Origin of the sequence: Sphingobium lactosutens DS20 (assembly GCF_000445105.1) — a bacterium.
GTDB classification, from domain to species: Bacteria; Pseudomonadota; Alphaproteobacteria; order Sphingomonadales; family Sphingomonadaceae; genus Sphingobium; species Sphingobium lactosutens.
The window spans coordinates 19,223-33,403 of the sequence record NZ_ATDP01000098.1; the positions used below are offsets into that span (position 1 = coordinate 19,223).

Consider the following 14,181-nt stretch of genomic DNA (forward strand, 5'->3'; position numbering starts at 1 on the left):
CTATTTTACGCTAACGTAAAAGGAAAGAAGAGAGGATTGCATGTCCATCATTCGCACCATCGCCCCCCTCGCCGCACTGACGCTGGGCGCCCTCGCCGCGCTGCCCGCCCAGGCGGCGCAGCCGATCACGGGCCGCTGGGCCACCGTGGATGGCAAGGCGATCGTTGCTATCGCACCCTGCGGCAAGCAGATGTGCGGCCGGATCGACAAGATCGTGAAGCCGACGCCCGGCCGCCCGCAAACCGATATCAAGAACCCCGACCCCGCGCTGCGGTCCAAGCCGCTGGTCGGCCTTGCGCTCTTGTCGGGCTTCACCGACGCCGGCGATCTTTGGAAGGGTACGATCTACGACCCGGAAAGCGGCAAGAGCTACAGCAGCAAGGTCAGCCGCAACAAGGACGGCACGCTCAAGGTGCAAGGTTGCATCGCCTTCTTCTGCAAGACGCAGACCTGGACGCCCGTGCGCTAACAGACGCGATCGCGAAAAGACGTTAGGCGCGATCGGTCGGACTGGTGCGCCTCGACAGGAACGGTCGGTTGCGCCAAGGGCGACGGATGATCGGCCTTGTTGCTTCGCTTTTGTTCGTCCTCATCTGGTCCACCGGATTCATCGTCGCGCGGGCGGTCGTAACCCATGGCGCGCCCGAACTGGTGCTGGCGGTTCGGCTTGCCGCGACGACGCTCCTGCTCGCCGGAGCGGCCGCCCTTGCCGGGCAAAGCTGGCCGCGCGGCCGGCGGCTGGGCCTGCATCTGGCCGCTGGCGCGATGCTGCACGGCCTGTATCTGACGGTCAGCTGGTGGGCGGTCAGCCGGGGTATGCCGGCCGGGATCATGTCGCTTCTGGGAGCCACCCAGCCGCTGATGGTTGCGGTGGCGAGCGTTGCGTTGCTGGGCGATCGCCTGCCGATGCGCAGCTGGCTGGGCCTGTTCATTGCCATCGTCGGCGTGGCCTGCGTCCTGATGCCCGCGATCGAGCGCAGCGGCGCAACCGCCGTTCCAGTGATTCCCGTGCTCGCCGGGCTGTTCGCCATCATCGCCATGACCGGGGGCACGCTCATCCAGCGCGGCCAGATTGCGGGGGACCCGATCCTGATGTCGGGTGCTGCGCAAAATCTGGGCGGTGCCATCGTGGCGGCGGCGGCAACGCTAATCGTCGGTGAATGGCGATGGGATAATGACCCGGTTCTGTGGATCGGCCTGGGGTGGTCCATATTCGGCCTGTCCGCCGCAGGCCTCAGCCTGCTGGTCTGGCTGGTCCGGCATCAGGGGCCAACCGCCATGTCCATGCTCCTCCTCCTCGTTCCGCCGCTCGCCGCGATCGAAGCATGGGCCTTATTTGGCGAAAGACTCGGTCCCGTGCAGCTAGTCGGGTTCGTGCTGGCGCTGGGCGGCGTGCTACTCGGTCGATCACGCGGTCGGGCCAAGCCGAAAACGCCTGCCGCGTTGGTTGAACCAGCCTGACCGTCATCATAGCGTCAAGATCTGCAACATCGCCGTCATGATCGCTTATTATGGGACGCTATGAGCAAACCTCCGCAGTCCCTTCCCGCTCAGGCCGCCGATATGGCGATGCAGATGGCGCTGCGCCAGATCGACTTCCATCGCGCGCCTGCGCCGCGTTCAACTGCTACGCCCGCAAAGCCGGCAGCGTCTACATCCCCCACCGACGAGCATCGTCTGGCGCTGCGCCGGCACCAATGGTTGAGTGATGTGCAGGAAGCGCAGCGGGCCTTGTCGCCGATCGCCTCCGGCCTGCTGACGGCGGAAAATCTGTCGAGCGAGGAGTTTCTCCACAGTTTCTACGCGCCGGGCAGGCCTGTGCTGATCAAAGGCGCGATGGCCGATTGGCCGGCGCTTCGCCGCTGGACACCGGACTATCTCGCCGACATGATTGGGGACACGGAAATCGAATATCAGGGCGGCCGATCCCGCGCGTCCGATTATGAAGTGAAAAAGGACCGTCATCGCAAGCGCGCGCCCTTTCGCCGCTTCATCCAGCTGGCGCAGGCGGGCGGCAACGACGCCTATCTCACCGCGTCGAACAGCGCCACCAATGCACCCGCGCTCATGCCCCTAAATGCCGATCTTGGCCATTTGAGCGCCTATCTGCGCAGGCCCGAAGGCATGCTCTGGATCGGAGGAGCCGGCGCGTTCACGCCGCTGCATTTCGACCTCACCAATAATCTGCTGGCACAGATTACCGGCACCAAGCGGCTGATATTGATCCCGCCGTCGCAGACACGCCGGCTCGCGCACCGCGCCCATGTCTTCAGCGATGTGCGCGATATTACCGATGAAGCCCAGCTCGCGCGCTTCCCCCAGGCCCGCGACGTGCTGCGCTATGAGGTGCTGCTGACGCCTGGCGACCTGCTCTTCATCCCCATCGGCTGGTGGCATCAGGTGCGATCGGAGAGCTTCTCGACCATGCTGACCTATACAGGGTTTCATTGGCCCAATGCAGGCCATGAAAGCTATCCCGCGGGCTAATCAGCCCTCGCGCAGGCGTTCGTGATGGCGGATCACCTCGTCGATGATGAAGCGCAGGAATTTCTCGGTGAAATCGGGGTCCAGATTGGCGTCGGCCGCCAATTGCCGCAACCGCGCAATCTGCCGCTCCTCCCGACCCGGATCGGCCGGCGGCAGGTCATGGGTCGCCTTATACTCGCCCACCGCCTGCGTCACCTTGAACCGTTCGGCGAGCATGAACACCAGCGCCGCGTCGATATTATCGATGCTTTCGCGATAGCGTTTCAACGTCTCGTCCATCTGGCGGCTCCTCCTGTCGGTCGCGGCGCTTTTTGCCGCTTGCGGGCCGGCGTGCAAGCTATTCCCGCTTGCCTTTGCGCTTTTGCACCGCCACATGATCGCGGTCATGACAGCACCTGCCCCCGGTAACGTCCATCCGATCGGCCGCGCGTTCAGCGCGCCGTCGCTCGACCCCATCATGAACCTGGTCGCCGATGGCATGAATCAGGTCAATGCCGTGATCCTGGATCGGATGCAGTCCCGCATCCCGTTGATCCCGGAACTGGCGGGGCACCTGATCGCCGGTGGCGGCAAGAGGCTGCGGCCGATGCTGACCCTCGCTTGTGCGGACTTGGTCGGCTATGCCGGTGCGCGCCATTACAAGCTGGCGGCCGCCGTCGAGTTCATTCACACCGCCACGCTTCTCCACGACGATGTCGTCGATGGGTCTGGCATGCGCCGGGGCCGCAAGACCGCCAATATCATCTGGGGCAACAGCGCCAGCGTGCTGGTCGGCGACTTTCTCTTCTCCCGTTCCTTCGAGTTGATGGTCGAGGCGGAATCGCTCAAGGTGCTGAAAATCCTGTCCGGCGCATCGGCCGTGATCGCCGAGGGGGAAGTCAACCAGTTGACCGCACAGCGCAAGATCGACACGAGCGAGGAGCAATATCTCGACATTATCGGCGCCAAGACCGCAGCCTTGTTCGCGGCCGCCTGCCGCATTTCCGCCGTCGTTGCCGATCGTAGCGAGGCCGAGGAGCAGGCGCTGGACGTCTATGGCCGTAACCTTGGCATCGCCTTCCAGCTGATCGACGATGCGATCGACTATGAATCGGACGAAGCGACGATGGGCAAGGATGCGGGCGACGATTTCCGCGACGGCAAGGTGACGTTGCCCGTCATCCTTGCCTATGCGCGGGGCAGCGAGGAGGATCGCGCTTTCTGGAAGGCGGCGATTGCCGGGCACCGCGTCAGCGACGCCGATCTCGCTCACGCCACCGGCCTGCTGCGCCAGACGGGCGCCATCGCCGACACGCTGGCGCGCGCGCGTCATTATGGCCAGCGGGCGATCGACGCGCTGGGGATGTTCGATGCCGGCCGGGCCAAAGCGGCTCTTACCGAAGCCGTGGAATTTGCGATAGCAAGGGCCTATTGAACGGGCGGCATTGCCGTTCGTTTCTCCCACAGCCCCCTTCACGCGGATTGGTCGATCCATTTGGCCTGTCCGTCCCCGACAATCCCGTGCGACATGCTTGGTCCCTCCGAGCAATTTGCTGAACCGGACATGCCATGATCCTCTCCCTCGAAACGATTGCCTTCCTAGTCGCGGCCGCATCGATGGCGGGGTGTATCGACGCCATGGCGGGCGGTGGCGGGCTCATCACCCTGCCCGCGCTGATGGCGGCCGGCATCCCACCGGTGCAGGCTGTCGCGACCAACAAGCTGCAAAGCTGCTTTGGCACGTTCGGCGCCTGCGTCGCCTATGCCCGGCGCGGGCATATGGACCTTAAAAGCTACAAGGGACCGGTGATCGCCGCATTCATCGGGTCGGTGGGCGGCGCATGGCTGTTGCAACGGGTCGACCCGTCGATATTGGCCGGGCTGATGCCTGCGCTGCTGGTCGCGATGGCGGCCTATTTCACCTTTTCACCCAAGCTGGGCGATGCCGACCGCCACGCCCGCATCGGCATAGCGGGATTGTCCGGCCTGATCGGCGTGATCGGCTTTTACGACGGCTTTTTCGGTCCCGGCGCGGGGGCGTTCTACACGACCATTTTCCTGGCGCTGGGCGGCCTGTCGATATTGCGCGCGACTGCGCAGACCAAGGCGGCGAATTTCGCGAGCAATATCGCGGGTTTGCTGACGATGCTGGCGGGCGGCCATGTCATTTGGATCGCCGGCCTCGCCATGGCGTGCGGCAGCATCGTCGGCGGGCAGATCGGATCGCATCTGGCGATGCGCTTCGGATCGCGCCTCATCAAGCCGCTGCTTGTCCTGATGTCGCTCGCCCTGACGGCCAAGATGCTGATCGACCCCAAAAACCCGATCCATCTCTATCTGTTTAGCTGAGCCTGCGCCTCACTGCGCCTGCAATAGCGTAGCGACGCGCCGGCGAAGGTCGTCCACAGCGAAGGGCTTGGTCAGCACTTCCATGCCCGGCTCGATATGGCCGTGGTTCAGCACGGCATTTTCGGCATAGCCCGTGATGAACAGGATGCGCAGGTCGCCGCGCAATCGCCGCGCCGCGTCCGCCACCTGCCGGCCATTGAGGCCGCCCGGCAACCCGACATCCGTCACCAGCAGGTCGATCCGCGTCTCCGATTCGAGCACGCGCAGGCCCGCCGAGCCATCGCCCGCCTCCAGACAGCAAAAGCCCAACTCCGTCAGCGCATCGCTGACCAGCATCCGCACCGATGGCTCGTCATCGATGATGAGTACCGTTTCCCCGGCATCGACGGTCGCCGGCATATCCATCGGCAGGACGACCTCTGCCTCTTCATCGCCCAGATGGCGGGGCAAGTAGATGCACACCATCGTGCCCTGCCCGACTTCGGAATAGATGCGGACATGGCCATTGCTCTGCCGCGCGAAGCCATACACCATGGACAGGCCAAGGCCCGTCCCCTGCCCGATCGGCTTGGTGGTAAAAAAAGGATCGAACACCCTGTCCAGCAGTGCCTTGTCGATGCCGGTGCCCGTATCGCTGACGCAGACCGTCACATATTGGCCGGCGGTCAGATTATGCTCCCGCGCGGTGCGGTCATCCAGCCAACGATTGGCGGTTTCGATCGTGATCTTGCCGCCATCGGGCATCGCATCGCGCGCGTTGATGCACAGGTTGAGCAAAGCATTTTCGAGCTGATTGACGTCCACCATTGCGGGCCACAGGCTGCCGGCGGCAATCGTCTGCACCTCGATCTGCGGGCCGACCGTGCGTCGCACCAGTTCGGACAGGTCGCCCAGCATCCGGTTCACGACAATCGGCTTGGGCGACAATGTCTGCCGCCGCGAGAAGGCAAGCAGCCGATGGGTCAGTGCGGCCGCGCGTCGGGCCGCTCCCTGCCCCGCCGCCAGATATTTTTCGACGTCGCCCACCCGCCCCTGCGCCAAGCGCACGCTGATCATCTCGAATGCGCCGGTGATGCCGGCCAGCAGATTGTTGAAGTCATGGGCCAGGCCGCCGGTCAATTGACCCACCGCCTCCATTTTCTGCGCTTGCCGCAAGGCGAGTTCCACTTCCTCACGCTCGGCCAGCGCCTCGGCGATGCGCGCTTCCAACGTCTCTTGCAATTCGCGCTGCGCCCGTTCCACCTGGATGCGATCGGTAATGTCCTTGAACAGCACCGCCACCTGCCGGCTTTCGAAAGGGCCAATGCGATAGCTGTGCACCTCCAGATGATGACCGGTCGCGACCAGTTCCCGCTGAAACCGGATCGGCTTTCCGCTGTGGAGAACGCCGCCATAAAGCTCCACCCAGCCATCCGCCTCGTCCGGCACCATGTCGCGGACTTTCTGGCCCACGACATTGGCGATGCCGGCATGCCGTTCATAGGCGGCGTTGGCTTCGACATGAATATAGTCGCTCAAGGGACCATGTGGCCCGTCCAGAAATTCGATGATGCAAAAACCTTCATCCATCGATTCGAACAGGGTGCGATAGCGTTCCGCATTCCCCGTCAAATTGGGCATCGTCTCCACCACCTGTTCACTATCATATGCCGACTGATCGCACGTTCAGTTGAACCCGTGCCGCTGCAACGTTCCCGCACGCAACTCTTTCCTTGGCCTCCGGATTTTTTGCGCCGCTTGCGCTGACGCCATTTCGGCGCGAGAGGCTGAAGCGATGACGACGCTGCCCATCCACGCCGTGCTGCCCGACCTGCTCGCCGCCCTGCGGGCGGGCAGCAGCGCGGTGCTTGTGGCACCGCCTGGCGCGGGCAAGACGACGGCCGTCGCGCCGGCCCTGTTGGCCGAGACATGGTGCTCGGGCCAGGTGTTGCTTTTGTCGCCGCGCCGGCTGGCGGCGCGGGCAGCGGCAGAACGCATTGCCGAGATGATGGGCGAGCAGCCGGGCGGCACGGTCGGCTATGCCACGCGCATGGACAGCCGGCAGTCGGCCCGCACCCGCCTGCTGGTACTGACCGAAGGCATATTTGTCCGCCGCATCCAAGATGACCCGGAACTGACGGGCATATCCGCTGTCTTGTTCGACGAGGTGCATGAGCGCAGTCTCGATACTGATTTCGGCCTTGCCCTCGCGCTCGACGCGCAGGCTGCGTTGCGACCCGACCTTCGCATCGTGCCGATGTCGGCAACGCTGGACGGCGCGCGCTTCGCCGACCTGCTGGGCGGCGCGCCGGTGGTCGAAAGTGAAGGCCGCATCCAGCCGCTTGATCTGCGCCATATCGGCCGCACCCCTGAGAAACGGATCGAGGACGACATGGCCGCCGCCATTCGCCGCGCATTGGTGGAGGAGGAAGAAGGCGATCTACTCGCCTTTCTGCCGGGCGTTGCGGAAATCGAGCGCACGGCCGAGCGGGTGGAGGGCGCGCCGGCGGACGTGCACAAGCTGCATGGTTCGCTCGATCCGGCAGCCCAGCGCTTCGCCATCCGTCCATCGCGCGAGGGGCATCGCAAGGTGATCTTGGCGACGTCGATTGCCGAAACCAGCCTGACCATCGACGGGGTCCGCATCGTCGTGGACAGCGGCCTGGCCCGCCGCCCGCGTTACGACCGGGCGGCGGGCGTGACACGCCTTGTCACCGAACGGGCCAGCCAGGCGTCAGCGACCCAGCGCGCCGGTCGCGCGGCGCGGCAGCGGCCGGGGGTCGCCTATCGCCTGTGGGAAGCGGCCGCGACTGCCGGCATGCCGCCATTCGATCCGCCCGAAATCCTGGAAAGCGACCTCTCCAGTCTGATACTCGATTGCGCGCTCTGGGGCGTGACTGATCCCGCCTCGCTCCGCTGGCTCGATCCGCCGCCGACTGCGGCGGTTGACGAAGCCCGCCGGCGGCTTTTCACGCTCGATGCGCTGGATGGCGATGGCCGCATCACCGCACATGGCAAGACGCTGGCGAAATTGCCGCTGTCGCCCCGCATCGCGCATATGCTCGTGCGCGCGGGCGACATGGGGCTGGCCGACATCGCCGCCGATGTGGCCGTGCTTCTGAGCGAGCGCGGCATTGGCGGGCAGGACATCGACCTGACGCTTCGGCGGCAACGCTGGCGACGAGAAAGCGGCAAACGAGCGGACGCCGCCCGTGCGATGGCGCGCCGCTGGGCCAGGCTCGTCCCGGCCGACGAGGGCGAAAGAGGTTCCAACACGCGTGTTTCGGACGGTCACCGCCCATCCTTTCCCGCCTCATCCGACCATCAGGTCGGTCTGTGTCTCGCCCTCGCCTTCCCCGATCGCGTGGCACGACGCCGCTCCGCCGACGGCGCGGACTGGGCCAGTGTAGGCGGGCGCGGCTTTCGGCTCGATCCGCTCTCCCCGCTTGCACGTGAGGAATGGCTGGCGGTGGGCGAAGTGCAGGGCAGCGCCGCGGGCGCACGCATCCTGTCGGCAGCGCCGATCGCGGAAGCCGATATTCTGACGCTGTTTGGTCATCGCTTGCAAGAGCATCGCACCGTGCGCTTCCGCAGCGCCAATGGCGGTATCGAGGCGCTGCGGGAACGGCGGCTGGGCTCCGTGCGCCTGTCTTCGGGGTCGGATGATCGGCCCGATCCGGACGCTGTTGCCGCCGCCTTGACTGATGGCGTCCGGCAAGGCGGCCTGTCGCTGCTCCCCTGGTCCGATGCGGCAATATCCCTGCGGACGCGCGCCGCCTTTGCCGGCGTCAACGCGCTGTCGGACGAGGCGCTGCTGGCGACGCTGGATGACTGGTTGCCGCCACTGCTCCAGGGCAAACGGCGCCTGTCGGACATAGACCGGTCTTCATTGTCCGGCGTGCTCGACGGGCTGATCGGCTGGGACGGCAAGCAGCAGCTCGACCGTCTTGCTCCCGCCGACTTTCGCTCTCCTGCCGGTTCGACCCATGCCATCGACTATGCGGCCGACGGCGGCCCGCGCGTCGAATTGCGGGTGCAGGCGCTCTTTGGCCTGGCCACGCATCCGACGATCGGCAGCCAGCATATTCCGCTTGTCCTCTCGCTCACCTCGCCTGCCGGACGACCGATCCAGACGACCCGCGACCTGCCCAGTTTCTGGGCGGGCAACTGGCGCGACGTGGCCAAGGAAATGCGCGGCCGCTACCCCCGCCACCCCTGGCCCGACGATCCCGCCGCCGCCAGTGCGACTTTGCGCACCAAAAGGGCCGATGCCCGCGCCAAGTCTTGACTTGAACCGCGCGGCTGGTGCAACGCAGCACGGTCTTGAACGGAGTTTCCACGCGATGAGCGCGCGCATTTATCAGATCCAGAAAAACGCCATGCAGTCGGGCAAGGCGCTGACCCATAAATGGGTGCTGGAATTCGCGCAGGCCGAAGCCAAGACGCCCGATCCGCTGACCGGCTGGGCAGGGTCTGGCGATACGCAAAGCCAGGTCAAGCTGACCTTCGCCACGCAGGACGCCGCCATCGCCTATGCTGACAAATATGGCATTGCCTATACGCTCATCCCCACCCCGCCCAAGACGCTGAAAATTCAGGCCTACGCCGACAATTTCCGCTGAGCCATCGCATTTTGCTTGCACAATCGGGCGCGATGCTGCCCGATTGACGCCTTATTCGCTTGCCAAGGGGCGGACATAGGCGGCACAAGCCGCGTTTTGACGGAAAGATTTTCACGATAATGACGGATCGCACCGCAATTTTCGACAGCGTCGCCGCGCAGATCGAACCCTTCAACAAAAAGGGTATCGCGCTGACCGAGACAACCAGCTTTGCCGGCGATCTGGAATGGGACAGCCTGACCGTGATGGATTTCGTCGCGGCGATCGAAGATGAATTTGACATCATCATCACCATGAACATGCAGGCCGAGATCGAAACCGTGGGCCAGTTGGTCGACGCGGTGCAGAAGCTCAAGGCCGCCTGAAAATTTGAACCTCCGTTCGTCCTGAGTAGTCGTTGAAAGTCCTGAGCCTGTCGAAGGACGAAACGGCGTATCGAAGGATCGGGCACAGCGGGATGCTTCGATATGGGCCTTCGACTGCGCTCAGTCCCTACTCAGCACGAACGGGTTGAGGGATAGACATATGACCGACGCAGCCGCAACCGCGAACGACGCGCGCACTCCGGTGGAAACACCCGCCGCGCGCGACCTGTTTTCCAAATTCGACGCGCTGATCGCGGAGCGCGAGGCGCTGCTGGCAACCGGCGTGCGCGATCCCTTCGCCATCGTGATGGACGAGGTGAAATCCCCGACGCAAGCGGTCATCAAGGGCAAGGACACGATCCTGCTTGGCACCTATAACTATATGGGCATGACCTTCGATCCCGATGTGGTTGCAGCGGGCAAGAAGGCGCTCGATGAATTCGGCGCGGGCACGACCGGCAGCCGTGTGCTGAACGGCACCTATCAGGGGCACAAGCAGGTCGAGGACGCGCTCAAGGACTTTTACGGCACCAGCGGCGCCATGGTGTTTTCGACCGGCTACCAGGCGAACCTTGGCATCATTTCTACGCTCGCGGGCAAGGGCGACTATGTCGTGCTCGATGCCGACAGCCATGCGTCCATCTATGATGGCTGTTTCCTGGGCGACGCCGACATCGTCCGGTTCCGCCACAACAGCGTCGAGGATCTGGACAAGCGGCTGGGCCGCCTGCCCGCCGATGCGCTCAAGCTCGTGGTGCTGGAGGGCGTCTATTCGATGCTGGGCGACATCGCCCCCCTGCCCGACATGGTCGCCGCGATCCGCAAGCATCCCAATTGCATGATCCTGGTCGACGAAGCCCATGGCATGGGCTTTTTCGGTCCCAATGGTCGCGGCGTGTACGAGGAACAGGGCGTCGAGCAGGACGTCGATTTCGTCGTCGGCACCTTTTCCAAGTCGGTCGGCACCGTCGGCGGCTTTTGCGTGTCCAATCACCCCAAGTTCGAAGTGCTGCGCCTCGTCTGCCGCCCCTATGTCTTTACCGCGTCGCTGCCGCCCAGCGTCGTCGCCACCGCCGCGACCAGCATCCGCAAGCTGATGCATGCGGGCGAAAAGCGCGCGCATCTGTGGAAGAACAGCCAGCGCCTGCACAAGGGGCTGACCGATCTGGGCTTCACGCTGGGGACCAAGACGCCGCAATCGGCGATCATCGCGGTCATCCTGACCGATCAGGCTCAGGCCGTCGCAATGTGGCAAGCGCTGCTGGAGCTGGGCCTCTACGTCAACATGGCCCGTCCGCCGGCAACGCCCGCCGGCACTTTCCTGCTGCGCTGCTCGCTGTGCGCCGACCATAGCGACGATCAGGTTGAACAGATCATCGCCATGTTCGATGCCGCGGGCAAGGCGACGGGCGCGATCGGCTGACCCGGCCCGGCACCTGACGCTGCGCCTCCGGCCAATAGGTGAAACGCTAACGGCCGGAAATGCAGCGCAGGATATTTCGCCTTCGATTCTGTTGGGCTAAGGTCGGCAGCCATGGCGGACGGCATTTTCGACACCCGGCAACCCGATCAGCGCGGCATGGACTGGCCTGCCGCGCTGCGTCGCATCGTGCCGTGGCTGCTTGTCATCCTGCTTGTCGGCTCGCTGGGCGCGCTGCTCTATACCGCCCGGACGGCCTCGCGCGATCACGCGCTGGCGCTGGCGGAGCAGCAGCGTAGTTTCGAGGTCATCGCGCTGGCGCGTGGGTTCGAAGCGCGCATCGCACGGGCGGAAGTGACGCTGGCCCGCTATGTCATCAGCCTTGAACCCGACACCGGCCGCCTGTTCCAGGAACAATGGCGCAGCGCCAACAGTCAGCTTCGCGCGCTGTTTTACGCGACCCGGGGCGCCGACTGGCAAAGGGGCAATGTCGAAGCGCTGCGGCGCGCCTTTGCGGACCGGGGCAAAAGGCTGAGCGAGATCGGCCTTCGCACCACCTACGACCAGAAGATGACGGCGCTCGCCAAATTTCACGAAGCGGGCAAGAGCGAGGATTTGCAGCGCATTACCAGCCTGCTCGACCGCGTGATCGCGGCGGAGAATGCACGGTTGCGCGAACGCAGCCTTGCCGTGTCGCTGGCCGGCGATCGGACCGAATGGATCGGCAAGACATGGCGGCTGTTCGGCCTGGTGCTGCTGGTCTGTGTGCTGTTCGCCGCCTGGTTCGCACATATCGCCATCACCGACCGGCGCAAGGCCCGAAGGCAGGCGGAGCTGGAATCTGATCGGGCCGATGCGCTCGACGCGGCCGTGCGCGCGCGCACCGCCGAACTGTCCGCCGCCTATGAGCAGCTGAAGCGCGAGGCGACCGAGCGCGCAGCCGCTGAGGACAGCCTGCGCCAGATGCAGAAAATGGACGCCATCGGCCAGCTTACAGGCGGCATCGCCCATGATTTCAACAATATGCTGGCGGTCGTGGTGGGCGGTCTGGAACTGGCGCGGCGCAAGATGCAGGCGCAGCCCGAGGAAGCGTTACGCCATCTCGACAATGCGACGGAAGGCGCCAACCGCGCCGCTGCGCTGACACGCCGGTTGCTGGCTTTCGCCCGGTCAGAACCGCTGTTGCCCAGCGCCGTGGACCCTGATGCCCTGATCGCGGGCATGGCGGACCTCATCGACCGCACGATCGGCGATCAGATCACCGTTACCTTCCAGCATGAAGCGCAGGGCTGGCAGATTTTCGTCGATCAGCATCAGATGGAAAATGCGATCCTGAACCTGTGCGTCAATGCCCGTGACGCCATGGAAGGGCGCGGTCGCCTGACGCTCGCCACCAGGCGCGTCTCTCTGGCGCAAGGCGACATCGGCGAATGCGCGGCGGGCGACTATGTCTGCCTGAGCGTGACGGACGATGGCTGTGGGATGACGCCCGAAATCATGGCGCGCGTGTTCGAACCCTTTTTCACGACCAAGCCCGTGGGCAAAGGCACGGGCCTTGGCCTCAGCCAGATTTTCGGCCTGGTTCGACAAAGCGAAGGCGACATTCGCATCCAATCCGAACCGGGGCGCGGCAGCACCGTGACCCTCTATCTGCCGCGTTGCATCACGCAGGCGGAGCCTCTGGCGGACGATAGCCTGGCACTGGCGCGCGCGCCCGTCGAGCATCCGCCCACGCGCATCCTGGTGGTGGAGGATGATCCACGCGTTCTGCGGCATACAATGGCGGCGCTCAGCGAATTGGGCCATCTGCCCATCGCCTGCGACCACCCGACCAAGGCGGCCCGGCTGCTCGGCAACAATAGTGACATTGGCCTGATCCTGAGCGATGTCCTGATGCCGGACATGACCGGGCCGGAAATGGTCCGCGCCCTGCCGGCGGCCTTCCATCATCTGCCGGTTCTGTTCGTCACCGGGTTCACCGGCGACGGCAATGATCAGGCCGACTTCGGCGGCCATGCCGTGCTGCGCAAGCCCTATACCCTTGCCGCCCTCGCCCAGGCCGTTGGCACCGCGCTCAACGGATCGCACCGCCCCGCAACAGCCGCGGCAGCAGAGTGATCGCGCCCAGGATCGGCCAGCGCCGTTGCCAGGGCTTGATCATGATCTGCGTGCCGGCATGGCGATTGATCTTCCAGGCGAGATAATCGATCCCGCCGGCATAGGTGAAGCTCGCCTTGGCCAGGCGAATGACGGACAGGCGCTTGCCCCGGCGCTGCAGGTGCTTCCAGCGGTCAGGCGCATCGGCCGGCACTGGCGGGAGTCCATCGGCAAGCGCGGCTTCGCCAAAGCGCCGATAGCGTTCGGGGTCGGCGTCCACGATGGACAGGGATCGCCCCTTCCTCTCGGCCCTCAGTTCCGCACCATAGGTCAGGGCAAAACCGGTACGCCACAGGCCCAATATGCCTTCCCCGGCTGACGCGATCGGCTGCGCCAGCGACAGCAAGGTCGGCGCCGCCTGTGCCACCGCCGCGACGGCGCGCTGCCGCGCCAGATCGTCCGATGCCCAGAGCAGTCGCGCGGGCTGGGCAAAGCGCGCCCACACCGACACATTGTCGGCGGCGGGACTGTTCAGGCGCGCGAAATCCGCTTCCGACAGCACGGCATATTTGGCGACCAGACCATGATGTTCGAACGGAAAGACATTAGGCGGCACCAGGGAATTTGCATGCGCGAGCCAACCTTTCCCATAGGCCGCCCGATAGTCGGACACGATGAGGTAGAAATCGAGCATCAGCCCATCGAGATTGGCCTCCCGCAGGCACGATCCGTAAAAGAGGACGGCGCGAGACGCGTCGGGATAGCGCGCAGCCAGTGCGCCCGCCATCGCAGCGGCGCGCGGATCGGCGGGCTGGAGCAATTCGTCACGCACAAGGTCGATAAGGCGGCGGGTCATGATGCCGGCCCTATCGTGGCCGATGTA

The 14,181-nt window shown here is 64.8% G+C and carries 13 protein-coding genes; 10 read left to right on the plus strand and 3 right to left on the minus strand.

Annotated features, from left to right (window positions below; genetic code table 11):
- Positions 1–40 precede the first annotated feature (40 nt).
- The 3 genes from RLDS_RS45085 to RLDS_RS45095 all read left to right on the plus strand — a co-directional run bounded on the left by RLDS_RS45085 (position 41) and on the right by RLDS_RS45095 (position 2,487).
- Positions 41–469 (plus strand): DUF2147 domain-containing protein, encoded by a 429-nt coding sequence (locus RLDS_RS45085; RefSeq protein WP_021227027.1) that lies wholly within the window; start codon positions 41–43, stop codon positions 467–469.
- A gap of 86 nt (positions 470–555) precedes the next feature.
- Positions 556–1,461 (plus strand): DMT family transporter, encoded by a 906-nt coding sequence (locus tag RLDS_RS45090; protein WP_021227028.1) that lies wholly within the window; start codon positions 556–558, stop codon positions 1,459–1,461.
- Positions 1,462–1,521: 60 nt separating this feature from the next.
- Entirely contained in the window at positions 1,522–2,487 is a 966-nt protein-coding gene (locus RLDS_RS45095; protein ID WP_021227029.1) for a cupin-like domain-containing protein, read from the plus strand.
- On the opposite strand, the gene RLDS_RS45100 is transcribed toward RLDS_RS45095, so the two are convergent.
- Positions 2,488–2,766, minus strand: coding sequence for a chorismate mutase (locus tag RLDS_RS45100; RefSeq protein WP_021227030.1), 279 nt, complete (start codon positions 2,764–2,766; stop codon positions 2,488–2,490). It lies immediately after the preceding gene.
- 106 nt (positions 2,767–2,872) lie between these two features.
- On the opposite strand from RLDS_RS45100, the gene RLDS_RS45105 reads away from it, so the two are divergent.
- Positions 2,873–3,901 carry a polyprenyl synthetase family protein gene (locus RLDS_RS45105; RefSeq protein ID WP_031298543.1) on the plus strand — a complete coding sequence of 343 codons (1,029 nt, stop codon included), beginning with the start codon at positions 2,873–2,875 and terminating at the stop codon, positions 3,899–3,901.
- A gap of 134 nt (positions 3,902–4,035) precedes the next feature.
- Positions 4,036–4,815: a TSUP family transporter gene (locus RLDS_RS45110; protein WP_021227032.1), complete on the plus strand. Its 780-nt coding sequence runs from the start codon at positions 4,036–4,038 to the stop codon at positions 4,813–4,815.
- A gap of 9 nt (positions 4,816–4,824) precedes the next feature.
- Here RLDS_RS45110 and RLDS_RS45115 read toward each other — a convergent pair whose 3' ends face one another.
- Complete coding sequence (locus RLDS_RS45115) at positions 4,825–6,435, minus strand: ATP-binding protein (protein WP_031298544.1); 1,611 nt, start codon at positions 6,433–6,435, stop codon at positions 4,825–4,827.
- 154 nt (positions 6,436–6,589) lie between these two features.
- On the opposite strand from RLDS_RS45115, the gene hrpB reads away from it, so the two are divergent.
- The 5 genes from hrpB to RLDS_RS45140 all read left to right on the plus strand — a co-directional run bounded on the left by hrpB (position 6,590) and on the right by RLDS_RS45140 (position 13,319).
- On the plus strand, positions 6,590–9,082 hold the full coding sequence (gene hrpB, locus RLDS_RS45120; RefSeq protein WP_021227034.1) for an ATP-dependent helicase HrpB: 2,493 nt from the start codon (positions 6,590–6,592) through the stop codon (positions 9,080–9,082).
- A gap of 55 nt (positions 9,083–9,137) precedes the next feature.
- Positions 9,138–9,416: an ETC complex I subunit gene (locus RLDS_RS45125; protein ID WP_021227035.1), complete on the plus strand. Its 279-nt coding sequence runs from the start codon at positions 9,138–9,140 to the stop codon at positions 9,414–9,416.
- A gap of 119 nt (positions 9,417–9,535) precedes the next feature.
- Positions 9,536–9,781 carry an acyl carrier protein gene (locus RLDS_RS45130; RefSeq protein WP_021227036.1) on the plus strand — a complete coding sequence of 82 codons (246 nt, stop codon included), beginning with the start codon at positions 9,536–9,538 and terminating at the stop codon, positions 9,779–9,781.
- A 160-nt stretch (positions 9,782–9,941) separates the two neighbouring features.
- Positions 9,942–11,204, plus strand: coding sequence for a serine palmitoyltransferase (spt, locus tag RLDS_RS45135; protein WP_021227037.1), 1,263 nt, complete (start codon positions 9,942–9,944; stop codon positions 11,202–11,204).
- A gap of 111 nt (positions 11,205–11,315) precedes the next feature.
- A complete protein-coding gene (locus RLDS_RS45140; protein WP_021227038.1) occupies positions 11,316–13,319 on the plus strand; it encodes an ATP-binding protein in 2,004 nt (667 codons plus the stop codon).
- Here RLDS_RS45140 and RLDS_RS45145 read toward each other — a convergent pair.
- On the minus strand, positions 13,276–14,154 hold the full coding sequence (locus RLDS_RS45145) for a hypothetical protein (protein WP_021227039.1): 879 nt from the start codon (positions 14,152–14,154) through the stop codon (positions 13,276–13,278). The two genes, RLDS_RS45140 and RLDS_RS45145, sit on opposite strands and share 44 nt — an antisense overlap.
- Positions 14,155–14,181: the final 27 nt, after the last annotated feature.

What these genes read in the sequence shown, in the direction of transcription:
- RLDS_RS45085 (WP_021227027.1), top strand. Translation starts at nt 41, where the DNA reads ATGTCCATCATTCGCACCATCGCCCCCCTCGCCGCACTGACGCTGGGC.
- RLDS_RS45090 (WP_021227028.1), top strand. Translation starts at nt 556, where the DNA reads ATGATCGGCCTTGTTGCTTCGCTTTTGTTCGTCCTCATCTGGTCCACC.
- RLDS_RS45095 (WP_021227029.1), top strand. Translation starts at nt 1,522, where the DNA reads ATGAGCAAACCTCCGCAGTCCCTTCCCGCTCAGGCCGCCGATATGGCG.
- RLDS_RS45100 (WP_021227030.1), bottom strand. Translation starts at nt 2,766, where the DNA reads ATGGACGAGACGTTGAAACGCTATCGCGAAAGCATCGATAATATCGAC.
- RLDS_RS45105 (WP_031298543.1), top strand. Translation starts at nt 2,873, where the DNA reads ATGACAGCACCTGCCCCCGGTAACGTCCATCCGATCGGCCGCGCGTTC.
- RLDS_RS45110 (WP_021227032.1), top strand. Translation starts at nt 4,036, where the DNA reads ATGATCCTCTCCCTCGAAACGATTGCCTTCCTAGTCGCGGCCGCATCG.
- RLDS_RS45115 (WP_031298544.1), bottom strand. Translation starts at nt 6,435, where the DNA reads ATGCCCAATTTGACGGGGAATGCGGAACGCTATCGCACCCTGTTCGAA.
- hrpB (WP_021227034.1), top strand. Translation starts at nt 6,590, where the DNA reads ATGACGACGCTGCCCATCCACGCCGTGCTGCCCGACCTGCTCGCCGCC.
- RLDS_RS45125 (WP_021227035.1), top strand. Translation starts at nt 9,138, where the DNA reads ATGAGCGCGCGCATTTATCAGATCCAGAAAAACGCCATGCAGTCGGGC.
- RLDS_RS45130 (WP_021227036.1), top strand. Translation starts at nt 9,536, where the DNA reads ATGACGGATCGCACCGCAATTTTCGACAGCGTCGCCGCGCAGATCGAA.
- spt (WP_021227037.1), top strand. Translation starts at nt 9,942, where the DNA reads ATGACCGACGCAGCCGCAACCGCGAACGACGCGCGCACTCCGGTGGAA.
- RLDS_RS45140 (WP_021227038.1), top strand. Translation starts at nt 11,316, where the DNA reads ATGGCGGACGGCATTTTCGACACCCGGCAACCCGATCAGCGCGGCATG.
- RLDS_RS45145 (WP_021227039.1), bottom strand. Translation starts at nt 14,154, where the DNA reads ATGACCCGCCGCCTTATCGACCTTGTGCGTGACGAATTGCTCCAGCCC.